Origin of the sequence: Streptomyces sp. NPDC091209, assembly GCF_044757755.1 — a bacterium.
GTDB lineage: Bacteria > Actinomycetota > Actinomycetes > Streptomycetales > Streptomycetaceae > Streptomyces.
In genome coordinates this window covers 18,152-32,802 of the sequence record NZ_JBIVVR010000021.1, presented here as the reverse complement: position 1 = coordinate 32,802, position 14,651 = coordinate 18,152, and the positions used below count along the sequence as shown (strand labels likewise).

At 73.0% G+C, this 14,651-nt stretch carries 14 protein-coding genes; 8 read left to right on the top strand and 6 right to left on the bottom strand.

The window, feature by feature from the left end; all coding sequences use genetic code 11:
* Nucleotides 1–9 precede the first annotated feature (9 nt).
* The 4 genes from ACIQRL_RS38460 (at nucleotide 10) to sigJ (ending at nucleotide 4,344) form a co-directional block, all read left to right on the top strand.
* Nucleotides 10–1,035, top strand: a complete 1,026-nt coding sequence (locus ACIQRL_RS38460) for a LacI family DNA-binding transcriptional regulator (RefSeq protein WP_401340514.1) — start codon at nucleotides 10–12, stop codon at nucleotides 1,033–1,035.
* Between the two features lie 135 nt (nucleotides 1,036–1,170).
* Nucleotides 1,171–2,472 (top strand): alpha/beta fold hydrolase, encoded by a 1,302-nt coding sequence (locus ACIQRL_RS38455; RefSeq protein WP_401340674.1) that lies wholly within the window; start codon nucleotides 1,171–1,173, stop codon nucleotides 2,470–2,472.
* Between the two features lie 83 nt (nucleotides 2,473–2,555).
* Nucleotides 2,556–3,389 carry an enoyl-CoA hydratase/isomerase family protein gene (locus ACIQRL_RS38450; RefSeq protein WP_401340511.1) on the top strand — a complete coding sequence of 278 codons (834 nt, stop codon included), beginning with the start codon at nucleotides 2,556–2,558 and terminating at the stop codon, nucleotides 3,387–3,389.
* Between the two features lie 49 nt (nucleotides 3,390–3,438).
* On the top strand, nucleotides 3,439–4,344 hold the full coding sequence (gene sigJ / locus ACIQRL_RS38445; RefSeq protein WP_401340508.1) for an RNA polymerase sigma factor SigJ: 906 nt from the start codon (nucleotides 3,439–3,441) through the stop codon (nucleotides 4,342–4,344).
* A gap of 3 nt (nucleotides 4,345–4,347) precedes the next feature.
* On the opposite strand, the gene ACIQRL_RS38440 is transcribed toward sigJ, so the two are convergent.
* The gene (locus tag ACIQRL_RS38440) at nucleotides 4,348–5,295 is read right to left on the bottom strand and encodes an SDR family oxidoreductase (protein WP_401340506.1); all 948 of its coding nucleotides are present in this window, start codon (nucleotides 5,293–5,295) and stop codon (nucleotides 4,348–4,350) included.
* Between the two features lie 127 nt (nucleotides 5,296–5,422).
* Here ACIQRL_RS38440 and ACIQRL_RS38435 point away from each other — a divergent pair, with 127 nt between their 5' ends.
* Nucleotides 5,423–6,268, top strand: coding sequence for a pentapeptide repeat-containing protein (locus ACIQRL_RS38435; protein WP_401340503.1), 846 nt, complete (start codon nucleotides 5,423–5,425; stop codon nucleotides 6,266–6,268).
* 173 nt (nucleotides 6,269–6,441) lie between these two features.
* Here the strand turns inward: ACIQRL_RS38435 and ACIQRL_RS38430 are convergent, their stop codons facing one another.
* The gene (locus ACIQRL_RS38430; protein WP_401340500.1) at nucleotides 6,442–7,923 is read right to left on the bottom strand and encodes a cytochrome P450; all 1,482 of its coding nucleotides are present in this window, start codon (nucleotides 7,921–7,923) and stop codon (nucleotides 6,442–6,444) included.
* A 108-nt stretch (nucleotides 7,924–8,031) separates the two neighbouring features.
* Here ACIQRL_RS38430 and ACIQRL_RS38425 point away from each other — a divergent pair, with 108 nt between their 5' ends.
* Nucleotides 8,032–8,640 (top strand): TetR/AcrR family transcriptional regulator, encoded by a 609-nt coding sequence (locus ACIQRL_RS38425; protein WP_401340498.1) that lies wholly within the window; start codon nucleotides 8,032–8,034, stop codon nucleotides 8,638–8,640.
* A gap of 178 nt (nucleotides 8,641–8,818) precedes the next feature.
* Complete coding sequence (locus ACIQRL_RS38420; protein ID WP_401340496.1) at nucleotides 8,819–9,544, top strand: DUF2470 domain-containing protein; 726 nt, start codon at nucleotides 8,819–8,821, stop codon at nucleotides 9,542–9,544.
* Here the strand turns inward: ACIQRL_RS38420 and ACIQRL_RS38415 are convergent.
* The 3 genes from ACIQRL_RS38415 to ACIQRL_RS38405 form a co-directional block, all read right to left on the bottom strand.
* Complete coding sequence (locus ACIQRL_RS38415; protein ID WP_401340494.1) at nucleotides 9,512–10,759, bottom strand: lactonase family protein; 1,248 nt, start codon at nucleotides 10,757–10,759, stop codon at nucleotides 9,512–9,514. The genes ACIQRL_RS38420 and ACIQRL_RS38415 overlap by 33 nt on opposite strands.
* Nucleotides 10,760–10,868: 109 nt before the next feature.
* The gene (locus ACIQRL_RS38410; protein WP_401340492.1) at nucleotides 10,869–11,933 is read right to left on the bottom strand and encodes a hypothetical protein; all 1,065 of its coding nucleotides are present in this window, start codon (nucleotides 11,931–11,933) and stop codon (nucleotides 10,869–10,871) included.
* A gap of 86 nt (nucleotides 11,934–12,019) precedes the next feature.
* The gene (locus ACIQRL_RS38405; protein ID WP_401340490.1) at nucleotides 12,020–13,273 is read right to left on the bottom strand and encodes an aromatic acid exporter family protein; all 1,254 of its coding nucleotides are present in this window, start codon (nucleotides 13,271–13,273) and stop codon (nucleotides 12,020–12,022) included.
* 119 nt (nucleotides 13,274–13,392) lie between these two features.
* Between ACIQRL_RS38405 and ACIQRL_RS38400 the strand changes: the two genes are divergently transcribed.
* Nucleotides 13,393–13,989 carry a TIGR03086 family metal-binding protein gene (locus ACIQRL_RS38400; RefSeq protein WP_401340488.1) on the top strand — a complete coding sequence of 199 codons (597 nt, stop codon included), beginning with the start codon at nucleotides 13,393–13,395 and terminating at the stop codon, nucleotides 13,987–13,989.
* Between the two features lie 164 nt (nucleotides 13,990–14,153).
* On the opposite strand, the gene ACIQRL_RS38395 is transcribed toward ACIQRL_RS38400, so the two are convergent.
* Nucleotides 14,154–14,648 (bottom strand): FBP domain-containing protein, encoded by a 495-nt coding sequence (locus tag ACIQRL_RS38395; RefSeq protein WP_401340486.1) that lies wholly within the window; start codon nucleotides 14,646–14,648, stop codon nucleotides 14,154–14,156.
* Nucleotides 14,649–14,651: the final 3 nt, after the last annotated feature.

Here is a 14,651-nt window from a genome sequence, read left to right as displayed (position 1 = left end):
TCCCGCCTGATGGCCCAGTCGGTGGGTATCAAGGACGTCGCCCGTGCCGCCGGAGTCTCCGTCGGCACGGTCTCGAACGTGATCAACCGCCCCGACTCGGTGGCCTCCGAGACGAGGGCACGCGTTCTGTCCGCCATCGACCGGCTCGGCTATGTTCGCAGCGAGTCGGCCCGCCAACTGCGGGCCGGGCGCAGCCGGATCATGGGGCTGCTCGTCCTCGACATGGGCAACCCCTTCTTCGTGGACGTGGCGCGCGGCGCCGAGCGCGCGGCACGCGACGCCGGGCTCGGGGTGATGGTCTGCAACAGCGCGCAGAGCCCGAGCGAGGAGGCCGACTATCTGTCGCTCTTCGCCGAGCAGCGGGTGCGCGGGGTGCTGCTGACGCCCACGGACGCGAGCGGGCGCAACATCGAGGCCTTCCGCCGCAACGGCATCCCCTTCGTGCTGGTCGACCGGGTCGCCGAGGGCACCACCGAGTGCTCGGTCTCGGTCGACGACGTGGCGGGCGGCGCGCTGGCCGTCCGGCATCTCGTGGACGCCGGACACCGCTCGATCGCGTACGTCAGCGGACCACCCGGCCTGAGCCAGGTCAGGGACCGCCGGACGGGCGCGCTGAACGCCCTGGCCGAGGCGGGCCTCGGCCCGGCGCATCTGCGCGAGCTGCCGACCGAGCGCCTCGACGTGGCCGCCGGGCGCGACGCCGGCGCCCGGCTGCTGGGCCTGGCCGAGCGGCCCACCGCCGTCTTCTGCGCCAACGACCTGCTCGCCCTCGGCGTCCTGCAGGCCATGTACGCGGCCGGCGTCGGCGTGCCCGACGACCTCGCGATCGTCGGCTACGACGACATCGAGTTCGCGGCCGCCGCGGCCGTCCCGCTCACCTCCGTGCGCCAGCCCGCCGTGACCATGGGCGCCCTCGCGGCCGAGCTGCTCCTGGAGGAGATCGACACGGAGACCGCGCCGACGCCCCACGAGCACCGGAGGGTCGTTCTCCAGCCGGAGCTGGTGGTGCGCCACTCCAGCCTGGCGGCGCGCTGAGCAGCGGTTCAGTTCCCGGCCGCGGCCCTGCTGAGTCACTGTTCAGTTCATTTTCTTGATCCCCGGGCCGCGGAGCCCGGGGCACATGTGCTCAACTGGGACGCAGCCTGGAATCCGTACGTCTCGGGAGCCCTGTTGACCGTCAGCTACCGCCAGCCCGGTGTCGTCCTCACCGACCACCGCTTCACCGTGCCTCTCGACCACGACCATCCGGCGGGCGAGACCATCGACCTGTTCGCCCGCGAGGTCGTCGCGAGCGACAAGGCGCACCAGACCCTGCCCTGGATGGTCTACCTGCAGGGTGGCCCCGGCTTCGGGGCGAATCGTTTCGTAGGCCGTCAGGCCTGGCTCGACCGGGCTCTGAAGGACTTCCGTGTCCTGCTGCTCGACCAGCGCGGCACCGGACTGTCCACGCCCGCCAACCGGCAGACGCTCCCCCTGCGCGGCGGCCCCCGCGAGCAGGCCGACTACCTCGTGCTCTTCCGTGCCGACTCCATCGTCCGGGACTGCGAGGCCATCCGGCCCGCACTCACCGGCGGAGCGCCCTGGACGGTCCTCGGCCAGAGCTTCGGCGGCTTCTGCGGCGTGCACTACCTGTCCAGCGCCCCCGAGGGGCTGAGCGCCGCCGTCGTCACCGGCGGCCTGCCCTCCCTCGACGCCCACGCGGACGACGTCTACCGCGCCGCGTACCCGCGCATCGAGCGCAAGGTCGCCGCGCACTACGCGCGCTACCCGCAGGACGTCGAGCGCGCCCGCCGGATCGCCGAGTACCTGCTCCAGCACGAACCGGTCCTGAGCGGCGGCTACCGGCTGACCGCCGAGGCCTTCCAGTCGCTGGGCATCCTCCTCGGCGGCGGCGAGGGCAGCCACCGCCTGCACTATCTGCTGGAGGACGCCTTCGTCCGCACCCCGCAGGGTCCGGCGCTCTCCGACGCCTTCCAGGAGGACGTCCAGGGGCTGCTCTCGTACGCGGGTCATCCCCTGTACGCGCTGGTCCACGAGGCCTGCTACGCCCAGGGCGACCGCCCCACGGCCTGGTCCGCCGAGCGCGTGCGCGCCGAGTTCCCGCAGTTCGACGCGGCCAAGGCCCTCGCGGACGACGGGCCGCTGCTGTTCACCGGCGAGTCCGTGCACCCCTGGACCTTCGAGAACGACCCGGCGCTGCGCCCGTTGCGGGACACCGCCGAGGAACTGGCCGCCCGTACCGACTGGGCGCCGCTGTACGACCCGGCCCGCCTCGCCGCGAACGAGGTACCGGTCGCGGCGGCGGTCTACCACGACGACATGTACGTCGACGCCGAGCACTCCCTGCGCACCGCGCGTGCTGTCCGGGGCCTGCGCACCTGGGTGACCGACGAGTTCGAGCACGACGGGGTGCGGGCCGGCGGGCCGCGCGTCCTGGACCGGCTGCTGGCGCTCACCCGCGACGAGGTCTGAGACGCCCGCCGTCCTCGCCGGGCGGGACCTTTGGTGCCCCCCTCAGTATTCTGACGGTCCATCAGAAACCTGAGGGGGTACGGATGATCGACACCACGCGTACGGACATCCCGGAGGGCGACGAGCGACTGCGCCTCGACGTCGAGGGCGGAATCGGCGTCCTCACCCTGTGCCGCCCGGCGAAGCTCAACGCGTGGAGCTGGGAGTCCACCCGCCAACTCGGTCTGTTCGCCGACCGGATCCGCTTCGACGCCTCGATCCGAGTGGTGCTGCTGCGGGCCGAGGGCCGCGCCTTCTGCGCGGGGATCGACGTGAGCGCCCCGGGTGGCGCGATCACCGGCGGCTCGGGTGCCGAGCGCGCTCGCGCCTACTACGAGGGCATCCGCTGGGCCCACGAGCGCTTCGCGGCCTTCGCGCGGCTGCCACAGCCCGTCGTCGCGGCCGTCCAGGGCTACTGCCTCGGCTTCGGGTTCGAACTGGCGCTGATGGCGGACATCAGGATCGCCTCCCGCGACGCCGTGTTCGCCCTGCCCGAGGCGCAGTTGGGGCTCGCCGTCGACGCGGGCGGGGATCTGCGGATCGCGCGCGAGGCGGGCGCGGGGTGGGCGAAGTTCCTGGCGCTGACCGGGAGGCGGTTGGACGCGCCGACGGCCGAGCGCCTGCATCTCGTCCAACTCAGCGCGGAAAAAGAGGAATTGGACGAGATCTCTCGAGCGGTCGCCGCCGAGATCGCGGCGAACGGGCCGCTCGCCGTGCAGGGCGTCAAGCACGACATCGACGCGTACGCCGACGCCGGTCTCGCCGCGGCCCTGGACCGGACCGCCCTGTCGGCCGCGCTCACCCTGACCTCCGACGACGCGTCGGAGGGATACGCGGCCAGGGGCGCCCGCCGCGCGCCACGCTTCGAGGGAAAGTGACCGACGTGTTTTGATCGGTCACTGTTCCGTACGACGAGCAGGGGGACCGATGGACGACAGCGAACTTCTCGCGGACCGGTTCGAGGAGCACCGCGGCCGGCTGCGTGCGGTGGCCTACCGGATGCTGGGATCGCTCAGCGAGGCGGACGACGCCGTCCAGGAGACCTGGCTGAAGCTCGGCCGCACCGACCCGGGCGAGATCCTGAACCTGGGCGGCTGGCTGACCACCGTGGCCGGCCGGGTGTGCCTGGACATGCTGCGCTCGCGCGCCGCGCGCCGCGAGGATTTCCTGGAGTCCTCCGACGCCTTCGTCCCCGACCCCGTCGTCAGCCCCCTGGACCGGATCGACCCCGAGCATGAGGTGCTGCTCGCCGACTCGGTCGGGCTCGCCCTGCTCGTGGTCCTGGAGACGCTGGAGCCCGCCGAACGGCTCGCCTTCGTGCTGCACGACATGTTCGCGGTGCCGTTCGACGACATCGCGCCGGTCGTGGGCCGCTCCCCGGCCGCCACCCGTCAGCTCGCCAGCCGGGCGCGCCGCCGCGTCAAGGGAGCGGCCCCCGAGCCCGAGCGGGACGTCACCCGGCAGCGGGAGGTCCTCGACGCCTTTCTCGCGGCCTCGCGCGGCGGGGATTTCGAGGCCCTCGTCGCCGTCCTCGACCCCGATGTCGTGCTGCGCGCGGACGCGGGTCCGAAGGCCGGCGGCGTGGCCGTGTCCCGGCTCGTCCGCGGTGCCGACGCGGTGGCCCGGCAGGCGCTCGCCTTCGCGCGGTTCGGGGCGGCCTCCCGGCTCGTCCAGGTCAACGGGGAGGCGGGTGTCGTGGCGCTCGTGGACGGCCGGCCGCACTCGGTCATGGGCGTCACCGTCGTCGACGGCAGGATCGTCGCGATGCACATCCTGGCCGACCCGGACCGGCTCGCCCGCCTCGACCTCGCGGGGGAGAGGGCGGGCGAGTGACGGTCAGCCGGTGAAGGGGCCACGCCCCAACTGGTCCCGCACCGGCGTGACGGGCGGGCTGACGAGCTCCCTGCGCTGCCAGTTCGCGCCGTCCACGACCAGGGTGTGGCCGGTGATGAAACGGGCGTAGGGGGACGCCAGGAAGGTGGCGGCCCAGCCCAGTTCGCGGGGCGCGCCGATCCGCAGGGCGGGCTGACGCCGGTCGTGCGCGCCACGCCCGCCGCCGTTCTCCTCGTCCCCGTGGTCCGTGCCGTCCCCATGTTCCGTGCCGTCCCCGTCGGCCGCGGCCCGTGACAGGTTCCCGCGGATGTCGTCCGTCATGTCCTCGTGCGGCATCAGCCCCGGCACCAGACCGTTGACCTGGATGCCGTACGGGCCCCACTCGACGGCGAGGGTCCGCACCAGGCTCTCGACGCCCGCCTTGGCCGCCGCGCTGTGCGCGAACCCGGGGCCGCCCGTCCAGGCGTAGGACGCGCCGACATCGATGATGGACCCCGGTGTGCCCGCCGTCAGATGCCGTCGCCCGAACTCACGGCTCATCAGAAACGTTCCCGTCAGGGTGATGTCGACGACGGCCTGCCAGGCGTTCGGGGACATGTCCTCGGTGGGGACGGGGAAGTTGGCGGCCGCGTTGTTGACCAGCACATCGGGCAGCGCGCACCCGTCGAACACCTCGGATATGCGCTTCGGGTCCCGGATGTCACAGACGGCGGACGTCACCCGGGTGCCCAGCTTCGCCAACTCCGCCCGTGCGGGCGCGAGATGGCGTTCACGTCGGCTGACGATCAGCAGATCGGCCCCCAGCCGGGCGAACTCCGCCGCTATCGCCCTCCCGAGGCCGGTGCCGCCACCGGTGACCAGCACCAGCGAGCCGTCGTACGTCCCGGCCGGCAGGGCGCTCGCGCCCAGCGGGGGAGGAGAGGGGAGGCCGGGGAGCGCTGTGGAATCCATGACCGACTCGATACCCGGTGCACCGTCAAACATCCAGACGGGGAGCGCGAGGATCACCGCCCGAAGGGGCAGGGCCGTCAGGTCGGCGCAGTTCAGGGGCGCGTTCCGGGCTCAGTAGGCTGGGGACATGCAAGAAGACGGCAGCACGCACCCGGACCCACGCCTCGAACTGCGAGCCGACTGCGGTGAGTGTTTCGGCCTGTGCTGTGTGGCCCTGCCCTTCGCCCGTTCGTCCGACTTCGCGATCGACAAGGGCGCGGGCGAACCCTGCCCGAATCTGGAGAGCGACTTCCGGTGCGGCATCCACACCCGGCTGCGGCGGACCGGCTTCACGGGCTGCACGGTCTACGACTGCTTCGGCGCCGGGCAGCGGGTCTCCCAGGTGACCTTCGGCGGCGTGGACTGGCGCTCGGGGTCCAAGGAGCGCGCGCGGCAGATGTTCGACGTGTTCCCCGTCGTACGCCATCTCCACGAACTGCTCTGGTACTTGAACGAGGCACTGACGCTCCCCGCCGCGCGGCCGGTGCACGCCGAGGTCCGGCGCCTGCTCGCCACGACGGAGCGCCTCGCGGGGCGGACTCCCGATGAGCTGGGCGCGTTGGACCTGGACGCGCACCGGCAGGAGGTCAGCGAGCTGCTGCTGCGGACCAGCGAGCTCGTGCGGGCCGGGGTCGGCGGAGGCGGGAAGAAGGACCGGCGCGGCGCCGATCTGATGGGCGCCCGCCTCAAGGGTGCCGACCTGCGGGGCGCGAGTCTGCGCGGCGCCTGTCTCATCGCCGCCGATCTCACCGGGGCCGATCTGCGCGGTGCCGATCTGATCGGCGCCGACCTCAGGGACACCGACCTCACCGACGCCGATCTGACCGGAGCCGTGTTCCTCACCCAGCCGCAACTGAACGCGGCCCGCGGCAGCGCCGCCACCCGGATTCCGGAATCGGTCGGCCGCCCCGCCCACTGGACCTCCCAGGGCTGAGGGCGAGGCCGCGCCCGAGCCGGGAGCGGCCGAGCGCTACCTCCTCGGCCGTGGACTCGCCGGGGCCGGCGGCATGGCTGTGCGCGGGGCCGGGTCAGGGCTTGTGCCTGGAGGGCTGGAGGTCCGGCCACGGCACGGGAACACGGCCCGTGCTCGGTCCCGGGAGCCCGGCCTCATTCAACCGCGCGGGCCAAGGCCGTCTCCCGCCCCGGGACGACCGGCGTACGCCGGTCGAGACGCAGGCGCAGGCCCTCCGGCATCAGGGTCAGCCGCTCGGCCACCCGCAGCCGGTAGTCGGGCTCGGGCCGCAGGTCGTAGCGGCGCAGCAGCAGTCCGAGGACCAGCGTCGCCTCGTGCAGCGCGAACTGGCGGCCGATGCACGCGCGCGCACCCGTGCCGAACGGCTTGAAGGTGTGCGCGGGCCGGGCCCGAACCGCCTTCGCGTCGAAGCGGTCCGGGTCGAACACCTCGGCGTCGGCGCCCCAGACCTCCGGGTCCCGGTGCAGCATCGCGGTGAGGACCAGCGCCCAGGCCCCCTGTCGCATCGGGTGGACACCGCCGAGCAGCGTGTCGTGCCGGGCCTCGCGCGCGAACGCCGGTGCCGTCGGCCACAGGCGCAGCGACTCGTCGAGGACCCGGCGGACGTAGCGGAGCTTGGCGACCTGCTCGTAGCCGGGCCGCTCCGCGCCGCCCCAGACGCGGTCGACCTCGGCACGGGCACGGTCGGCGGCCTCCGGGTGCCGGGCGAGGTAGTGCAGGGCGAAGGAGAGGGCGCCAGAGGTGGTCTCGTGGCCGGCGATCAGGAAGGTGATGACCTGGCGGCGGATGTTCTCGGAGGTGAGCCGCTCCCCGGTCTCGGGATGCGCCGTCTCCAGCATGCGGTCGAGGAGGTCGCCCTCGCCCCCGGCCGCCCGGCGGGACGCGACCACCGCGTCGACCGTGCGATTGAGGTAGGCCACGTCCGCCGCGTTGCGCCGCGAGGCACTCCGCAGCAGGAACGGGGCCAGCGGGACCGGGACGACGTTGAGGCGCTGTGCGTAGGTCAGCGTGCCCACCATCGCGTTCACGAACGGGTGCGGCCGGGAGCGTTCGAAGGAGGCGAAGTCATGGCCGAAGCCCGTCCTGGCGATCGTCTCCAGCGTCAGCTTCGTCATGTCGCCGGGCACGTCCACCGTGCGGCCCGCGGCCTGCTCCCGGTCCCAGCGGTCCGTCAGCCGCTCGGTCACGGCGAGCATCATCGGGTGGTAACCCTCCATGGCCTCGCGGCTGAAGCCGGGGGCGAGGACGTCGTGCGCCAACTGCCAGTTGGGCTCGTGGTTGTAGGCGGTGAACAGTCCGTCCCCGGCGACCGGACGGAGATTGGCGACCCCCAGTCCCACGTGCTTCGCGAACCGCGACTCGTCGGCCAGTTCGGCGGCGAGATCCGCGCCCCAGACGAAGACGATCTCGTTGCGGAAGGCCCTGCGCCGGAAGATCGGCCCGAGCTGCCGTCCGAACTTCATGGAGTCCTGCAACGGCGAACGGACGTTGGCGCCGAGCACATCGCCGACCAGCGGCACGCGATGCGGCGGGTGCGGAATGCGGTGCAGCTCCGGCCAGCCCAGTTCCGCGCTGCGGAACCCCTTGGGCAGCGCCTCCTCCGCCGTCTCCGCCATGACGCCATCTCCCTTGTGTATCGGGCAGGTTGACTCTGTTGTACGCGAGTTCAATAGCGGTCCTCAGTCTGGTCCCGTTGTTGAACCGACGTCAAGTAAGGTGCGGGGATGACCGGGAAGCAGGGGGAGCGCGCACGCAGGCGGCTCAGCACCGAGGAGCGCCGGGAGCAATTGCTGTCGGTCGGCGCCTGTCTGTTCTCGGAGAGCCCGTACGACGACGTGTGGATCGAGCAGGTCGCCGAGATCGCCGGAGTCTCGCGCGGACTGCTGTACCACTACTTCCCGACGAAGCGGGACTTCTTCGCCGCCGTGGTCGAGCGGGAGAGCGGGCGGATGCTGCGGATGACCGCGGCGGTACCCGGCGTTCCGGTGCGCGAGCAGCTCGGTGCGGGCCTGGACACCTTCCTCGGGTACGTGGAGGAGCACGCGCACGGGTTCCGTGCCTTCCACCGCGCCGACGCGGCCGGTGACCAGGCAGTGCGCAGGGTCTATCAGCAGGCGCTGGCCGCTCAGGAGCTGCAGATCCTTCGGGCCCTGGCGGCGGATCCCGAGCTCGGCCGGGCGTCCGAGGACCGTCTCGAACTGCGTATCGCCGTCCGGGGGTGGCTGGCCTTCACCACGGCCGTGTGCCTGGAGTGGCTCAGGGGTGCGGACCTGACCCGCGACCAGGTGCGGGATCTGTGCGCGCGGGCGCTGCTCGGCGCGATCACGCCCTGAGATCCGCTCCGCCCTGAGATTCGGTCCGTCGGGTGGCCGCGGTTCCCTGTCCGGCGGGTGTGAGCCGCGGTGGGCCTCGCTGTTCGGGTCCTTGTCAGGGCTTCTCGTTCGGGAGATGTGGTTGGCGTACGCCCCGATCTTCGATAGCTTAGGCAAGCCTTACCTAAGGAGGAAGCTGATGGGTGACCGTCACACCTGGACCGCCGCGCCCGCCGCGGCGCAGCACGCCCGCTCGGTGCTCGCCGCGGCCTGGTCCTGCACGGTGACCGCGGAGGGCGGCCGGGAGGAGTTCGTCGGCGCGCACACCGTCGCCGCCGACGGCCGGGTGCTCCTGCACGTGCCGGAGGAGAGCGCGCTGCTCGCCGCCGCGATCTGCTCGCCGCGCGGAGAGCCCTCCGCCGTCCTGGAGTTCGCCGATGCCGCGCCCGTTCCCGTACGGAACCGGATCCGCGCGCGGCTCTGGCTCGCCGGCTGGTTCGTCCCCGAGGACGGGCATCTGGCGTTCCGCCCGACCCGGGCGGTGCTGCGCCGGCCCGGCGGGACCGTGGTGGTCGACCTGGACGAACTGGCCGACGCCGAGCCCGACCCGCTCGCCCTCGCCGAGGCCCAGCTGCTCACCCATCTCGCCGACGCCCACCCGGACGCCGTCGAGCGGCTCACGCGCCTCGTCGAACCGGAGAGTCTGCACGGCGCGGTGCGCGTCCAGCCCCTCGCCGTCGACCGGCACGGACTCACCCTGCGCATCGAGCGGACGCGCGGCAACGGTGACGTACGCCTGCCGTTCCACGCACCCGCCGACGACGTCTCGCAACTCACCGAGCGCATGCACGTGTTGCTCACGCAGGCGAACGCCGCCGCCTGCCCCCGGCCCCTACAGAGGCAGCGCACAGACCGCGACGGGTGAGGCGAACGGCTCGCCCACGCGCCGGAGTTCACCGGTCGTGTCGTCGACCTGGAAGACGGTGACCGTGCTCGACCGCTGGTTCGCGGCGAACAGCAGCCGTCCGTCAGGGGAGAAGGCGATGGTGCGCGGGAAGTCGCCGCCCACCGGCACCGTGTCCAGCAGTCGCAGCCGGGCGCCGTCCGCCTCGATCGCGTACCGCGTCAGGCTGTTGTGGCCCCGGTTGGCGAGAAAGGCGTACGAGCCGTTCGACGTCACCAGGAGCTCCGCCGGGTAACTCGTGCCGCTTCCGGTGCCCGTGGACTGCGGCTCGCCCACCGTGAGGCGACCGGTCGCCGGGTCGTAGCCGCAGACCGTCACCGTGTTGTCGACCTCGTTGGCGAGATAGGCGTACCGGCCGCCGGGGTGGAACGTGAGATGGCGCGGGCCCGCACCCGGCTTCGTCCCCGCCCGGGACACCTCGGTGAGGGTGCCCCCCGTCTCGTCGAGGCGGTAGGTGTACACGGTGTCGGTGCCCAGGTCGACGGCGAGCTGATGCCCGCCGTCCGGGCCGGTGACGAACTGGTGGGCGTGCGGGCCCTGTTGGCCCGGGCCGGGGGCCGGGCTCGAGTGCGTGACCAGATCGGTGCGCTCGCCGAGCGCGCCGGACGCGTCGATGGGATGCACCGCGACGCTCCCCGAGGCGTAGTTCGCGCTCAGCAGCCAGCGCCCGCTCGGATGCACGGACAGATGACAGGGGCCCGCTCCGCCGGTGGAGCGACTGCCGATCACCTCGTTCCCCGGAAGGCGTACGGCCGTCACCGCGCCCGCGGCCTGCTCGTCGACGGCGTACAGCGTGCGGCCGTCGGGATGCGCCGCCAGGAAGGACGGGTTGTCGACGCCCGTCACGACACCGCCACCGGTGATCGTGCCGGTCGCCGGGTCGTACGTGGCGAGACCGATCCCCTTGCCGGCGCCGTCGCCCGACGTGTACGTGCCGAGGAACAGCGGGCGGGGGCCGGAGCGCGGCGTCGGTGACGGGGACGCCGACGGACCCGCCGAGGAGGCGGGTCCGGCATCCGGCGCCTTCGGGAGAGGCGTCGGCACGGCCGGGTCCGCCCGGGGAGCGGCCGGTGCGGGGACCGTCGCGATCGCGGCGGTCCCCGCCAGCGCGCCGACGAAGCGGCGCCTGGTCCAGGCACCGCCCGCGCCTCGCGACGGCTGCGCACCACTGCTCATGCCTGTACCCCGGGATGTCGGTTGCCTCGGCTGTGACAGCCACCTTGGCGTGCGACACCCCGGAAGTGCAAGAACGGCCATACGCGTTGCGCCACATGCAACGCCGGGCCTACCAGTCGCCGTCCCCGACCGGCTTGCCCGGTGCGTCGCCGAGCGGCTTCACCTGATGCGGTGAGGGCTGCTGCCAGGGTTCGTGGTCCTCGCCCAGCCAGTCGCCGACCGGCTGCACCGACCCCAGCTCCTCCGTGGGGGCCAGATCGGTGGCGTCCTGGTCGTAGTAGTCGAACCAGGGAAGCCCCGCGCGGGTGTACGCGGCACGGTCCACCGGGGACGGAGGCGCCGCCTCGCCGGTGATGCGGCGCCACTCCGGAGGCGTCACGAGATGGACGAACACGCGCCCGGCCGGCTCCTCGGCCCAGGCCTTCAGCGGCCGGTCGTCCCGGTAGACCTCCTGGCGCATCGAACCGCCGACACCCAGACCCATCGCCGGGGCGCTGCGCGCACGGACCGGAGCGGCTCCGGCGGCGGTGGGCGCGGCACCCGGTGCGGGCGGGGCGGCTGCCGCCATCGGCATGGCGCCGCCGTACGCACCGAGCGAAGGAGGCATCCGCAGCCGCTCCTCCGCCCGGCGGCGCTCCGCCTCGCGCCACGCCGCCAGCTCCCCGGCGTTCAGCGGGAACGACTGGAGCTGGACCCCGCCCCAGACCTCCTCGCCGGTGACCTGGCCCTCGACCGTCGCCCCCAGACCCAGCGGTACGGCCACGAACTGGCGGACCGTGCCCTTGCCGGAGTTGATCCCGTCGAGCCAGGGCTGGCGGGGGAGCACGACGTAGTTCTGCGGGTCGCGGGCGAGCCGCGAACTCCACGGCTTGCCGGAGACGGCGCACACCTTGCCCACACCGACCTGCAGCGCGGCCGGCTCCGCCGTCCCGGCGAAACTCAGCCACATGGCCTCGCGCAGATACACCGGCAGCATCACACCGCCACGGGCCCGCCACTCGGCCGGCACCCTGTCCCCGTAGTCCTCGACGCGCCGGACGGGGAACTCGCCGAGCCCCGGCGGCAACGCGTGCGTGCCCGTCTCGGGCAGGCGCAGGGTCCGGATGAACCGCACCTGCACCCCGCCCGGCAGCCGCAACGCGTTCCCGTCGATCCGTACGGTGTCCTCGGTCATCCGCCCGCCCCCTCGTCGCCCTGCTGCCGGCCACGCCGTGCCGCTCACCGCCCACGCCGTCGTGCCGCTTCCTCACACGGAACTCGTCACTGAGAACGACCGGAGGCGGCGGAACGGTTCCGGCCTCGGCGCGGCAGGCGCATCCGGCGCCGCAGCCGCGTGATGCGCGGGCGGCGCTCGTGCTCCTCGGTGGCACAGCGGTCCAGCTCCTCCAGGAGGCGGCGGGTCCGGTGCTCGGTGTCGAGCTCGTCGATGATGCGGGTGACCTCGGTCAGGACCGAGCCGTGCAGCTGCCACTGTCTCGCGTCGCGCTGGACCTCGTCGAGGAACAGCTGAGCCAGTTTGTCGCGCGTCGCGGCGGCCGTGCCGAGCTCCGCGCTGAGCCGCTCCTCGGCGGACGCGGCGTTCTGGGCGACATCGGTGGTCACCAGCACCGCGAAACTGACGATCGCGTCGGCGATCTCGGACAGCAGCTCCTCAAGGACGGCCCCCGCCTGCGCTTCGAACAGGGGATGGGGCTCCCGTTCCTTGGCGAGGTCGGTCAGACTGCGCGCGAGCACCCGCAGGACCACGGTGCAGATCTCCAGGGTGTCCAGGCCGGTGCGCAGCACGACCCGGTGCAGCAGCCCCTCGCGCACCCTCGGGTTGAGTTTCAGGCTGTCCTCGGCCTGCCGCAGGGCCGCGTCCACCCCGGAGATGTCGTGGTCGAGCCGACGGGCCTCGTGCAGCCGCTCGGCCGCCACATGGTAGGGCGTGCGCCCGGCGGCCTGCTCGCCGATCCGCAGCATCAACTGCCGCATCCGGCGAGCCAGATCCTCGATGGACTCACCGGCCACGCCCACCCACACGGGTGGCGCGAGCACGAGATTGCAGGCGAGGCCCACGACCGCGCCGATCAGCGTCTCCAGCACGCGGGCCCACGCGGTGTCGCCCACTCGGGTGACGCCGAGGACCAGCATGGCGCTGATCGCCACCTCGGGCACGAACTCGCTGACCCGGACCAGATGACCCACCGCCAGCGAGGCGAGGATGATCAGGCCCAGGCTCCACCAGGTCAGGCCCACCAGACTGCTGAAGCCGATGGCGATGACGACACCCGCCACCACCGAGTTCACCCGTCGGACGGCGGTGGTGATCGTGGAGTAGAGGGTGACCTGGACGACCAGCAGCGCGGTCAGGGGAGCGGTCAGCGGCGCGGGCTCGGGACTGAGATGAATGGCCACCACGTACGCGATCGTCGCGGCGGCCGTCGAGCGAAGCGTCTGGACGACCACCGGTTCCCGGCGCCGCTCCACGATCTTCGCGACGGATGCCGTCCACTCCCCACGCTCCTCTTGCATCCTTGGGGCCTTCCCGTTTCACAGGGGTACCGAACGTGCTGATTGCGGACCAGAGCTGTCCGCAAGGGGTTCTAGATTGATGGCATCGGCTGGGTCGGACGGCATCAGGAGGCACCGGAATGAGTGAGATCGAGGGCATCGAACTGCTGACGCGGGCGTACGACCGGCTGCGCGAGGTCGTGGCGGGTGTGCCGGAGGGCGCCTGGGGAGCGCCGACGCCGTGCGACGAGTGGACGGCGCGCCAGGTGCTCAACCACGCGCGGCTCGATCAGCAGGCATACGGCGCGGCGGTCACCGGCACCGGGTGGCCCGACGCGGACCCCTTCCACCCGGTGGACGGTCTGGAGGGCGATGCCGCGCCGGAGCTCGAGAAGGTCCTCGCCGGCGTCGCCGACATCTACGCGGGGCTGCCCGCCGACGCCGAGGAGGTGGCGACACCGCTGGGGCCGCTGCCCTTCCGGGTGGCCGCCGCCGCGGCCGCCATGGACGCGGCCGTGCACGCCTGGGACATCGCCGTGGCGACCGGCCAGGCGTCTCCCCTCGACGACGATCTGGCCGAGGGCGTCCGGCTCGCCGCGGACCGGCTGGCCGATCACCTCCGCGCGTCGTTCGGAGTGTTCGCCGCCGCGCGCGAGGTGCCGGAGGGAACCGGCCGCGCCGAGGCGCTGCTCGCCTTCCTGGGCCGTGACCCGCACTGGACCCCCGCCGGTTCCTGACCCGCCCCCGGCGCCGGGCCCGCGGCACAGGTCCGCCGGGAGCGTCGGCAGGCCCGGCGGCGGACTGCCACGGGGTACCGGCGCGGGAGCGGCCGGTGCCGGTCGTTCGGCCGGCGGCCCTGGCGCGGGTACCGGCGCCGGAGCGGCACCGGCCGGTCCGCGGCTCAGTCGTGCAGCTTCGCCAGGAAGGCGGACAGATTGCCGACCGTCCTGGCGATCTGCTGCTCCGTCGTGAGGGTCTCCTCGAAACGGCTTCCCGGCGGGAGGGCCTTCTTCCCTCGGACATAGAGGGAACAGGCGAGGTCGGCGCAGATGTACACGCCGACCGAATCGCCCTCGCGGCCCGCCGCACCCGCCTTGCGGGCCGTCATCAGGGAGACCCCGCCACCCGGGTGCGTGGTCAGGCAGAGCGAGCACATGCTGCGGTGCGCGAGCCCGCGCCGGGAGGACGGCCATCGCAGGGTGATGCCGGCGAGGCCCTCTTCCCGCTCGGTGACGAGGTAGCCGCGGTCGGGCGCACCGGGATCCCGCCAGCCCAGGAAGTCCAGGTCGTCCCACGGGCGTTGGCCGAGATCACGAGGCGTCGCGAGCCGCTCGGCCTCGCCCCGGGTGCAGTTGAGGAACGAGGCGCGGATGTCCCGCTCGGTGAGTGATCTCATGGG

Excerpts from the sequence above, each read along its gene's own strand:
- ACIQRL_RS38435 (WP_401340503.1), top strand. The coding sequence starts at position 5,423 with ATGCAAGAAGACGGCAGCACGCACCCGGACCCACGCCTCGAACTGCGA.
- ACIQRL_RS38430 (WP_401340500.1), bottom strand. The coding sequence starts at position 7,923 with ATGGCGGAGACGGCGGAGGAGGCGCTGCCCAAGGGGTTCCGCAGCGCG.
- sigJ (WP_401340508.1), top strand. The coding sequence starts at position 3,439 with ATGGACGACAGCGAACTTCTCGCGGACCGGTTCGAGGAGCACCGCGGC.
- ACIQRL_RS38420 (WP_401340496.1), top strand. The coding sequence starts at position 8,819 with ATGGGTGACCGTCACACCTGGACCGCCGCGCCCGCCGCGGCGCAGCAC.
- ACIQRL_RS38395 (WP_401340486.1), bottom strand. The coding sequence starts at position 14,648 with ATGAGATCACTCACCGAGCGGGACATCCGCGCCTCGTTCCTCAACTGC.
- ACIQRL_RS38460 (WP_401340514.1), top strand. The coding sequence starts at position 10 with ATGGCCCAGTCGGTGGGTATCAAGGACGTCGCCCGTGCCGCCGGAGTC.
- ACIQRL_RS38400 (WP_401340488.1), top strand. The coding sequence starts at position 13,393 with ATGAGTGAGATCGAGGGCATCGAACTGCTGACGCGGGCGTACGACCGG.
- ACIQRL_RS38410 (WP_401340492.1), bottom strand. The coding sequence starts at position 11,933 with ATGACCGAGGACACCGTACGGATCGACGGGAACGCGTTGCGGCTGCCG.
- ACIQRL_RS38450 (WP_401340511.1), top strand. The coding sequence starts at position 2,556 with ATGATCGACACCACGCGTACGGACATCCCGGAGGGCGACGAGCGACTG.
- ACIQRL_RS38415 (WP_401340494.1), bottom strand. The coding sequence starts at position 10,759 with ATGAGCAGTGGTGCGCAGCCGTCGCGAGGCGCGGGCGGTGCCTGGACC.
- ACIQRL_RS38440 (WP_401340506.1), bottom strand. The coding sequence starts at position 5,295 with ATGGATTCCACAGCGCTCCCCGGCCTCCCCTCTCCTCCCCCGCTGGGC.
- ACIQRL_RS38425 (WP_401340498.1), top strand. The coding sequence starts at position 8,032 with ATGACCGGGAAGCAGGGGGAGCGCGCACGCAGGCGGCTCAGCACCGAG.
- ACIQRL_RS38405 (WP_401340490.1), bottom strand. The coding sequence starts at position 13,273 with ATGCAAGAGGAGCGTGGGGAGTGGACGGCATCCGTCGCGAAGATCGTG.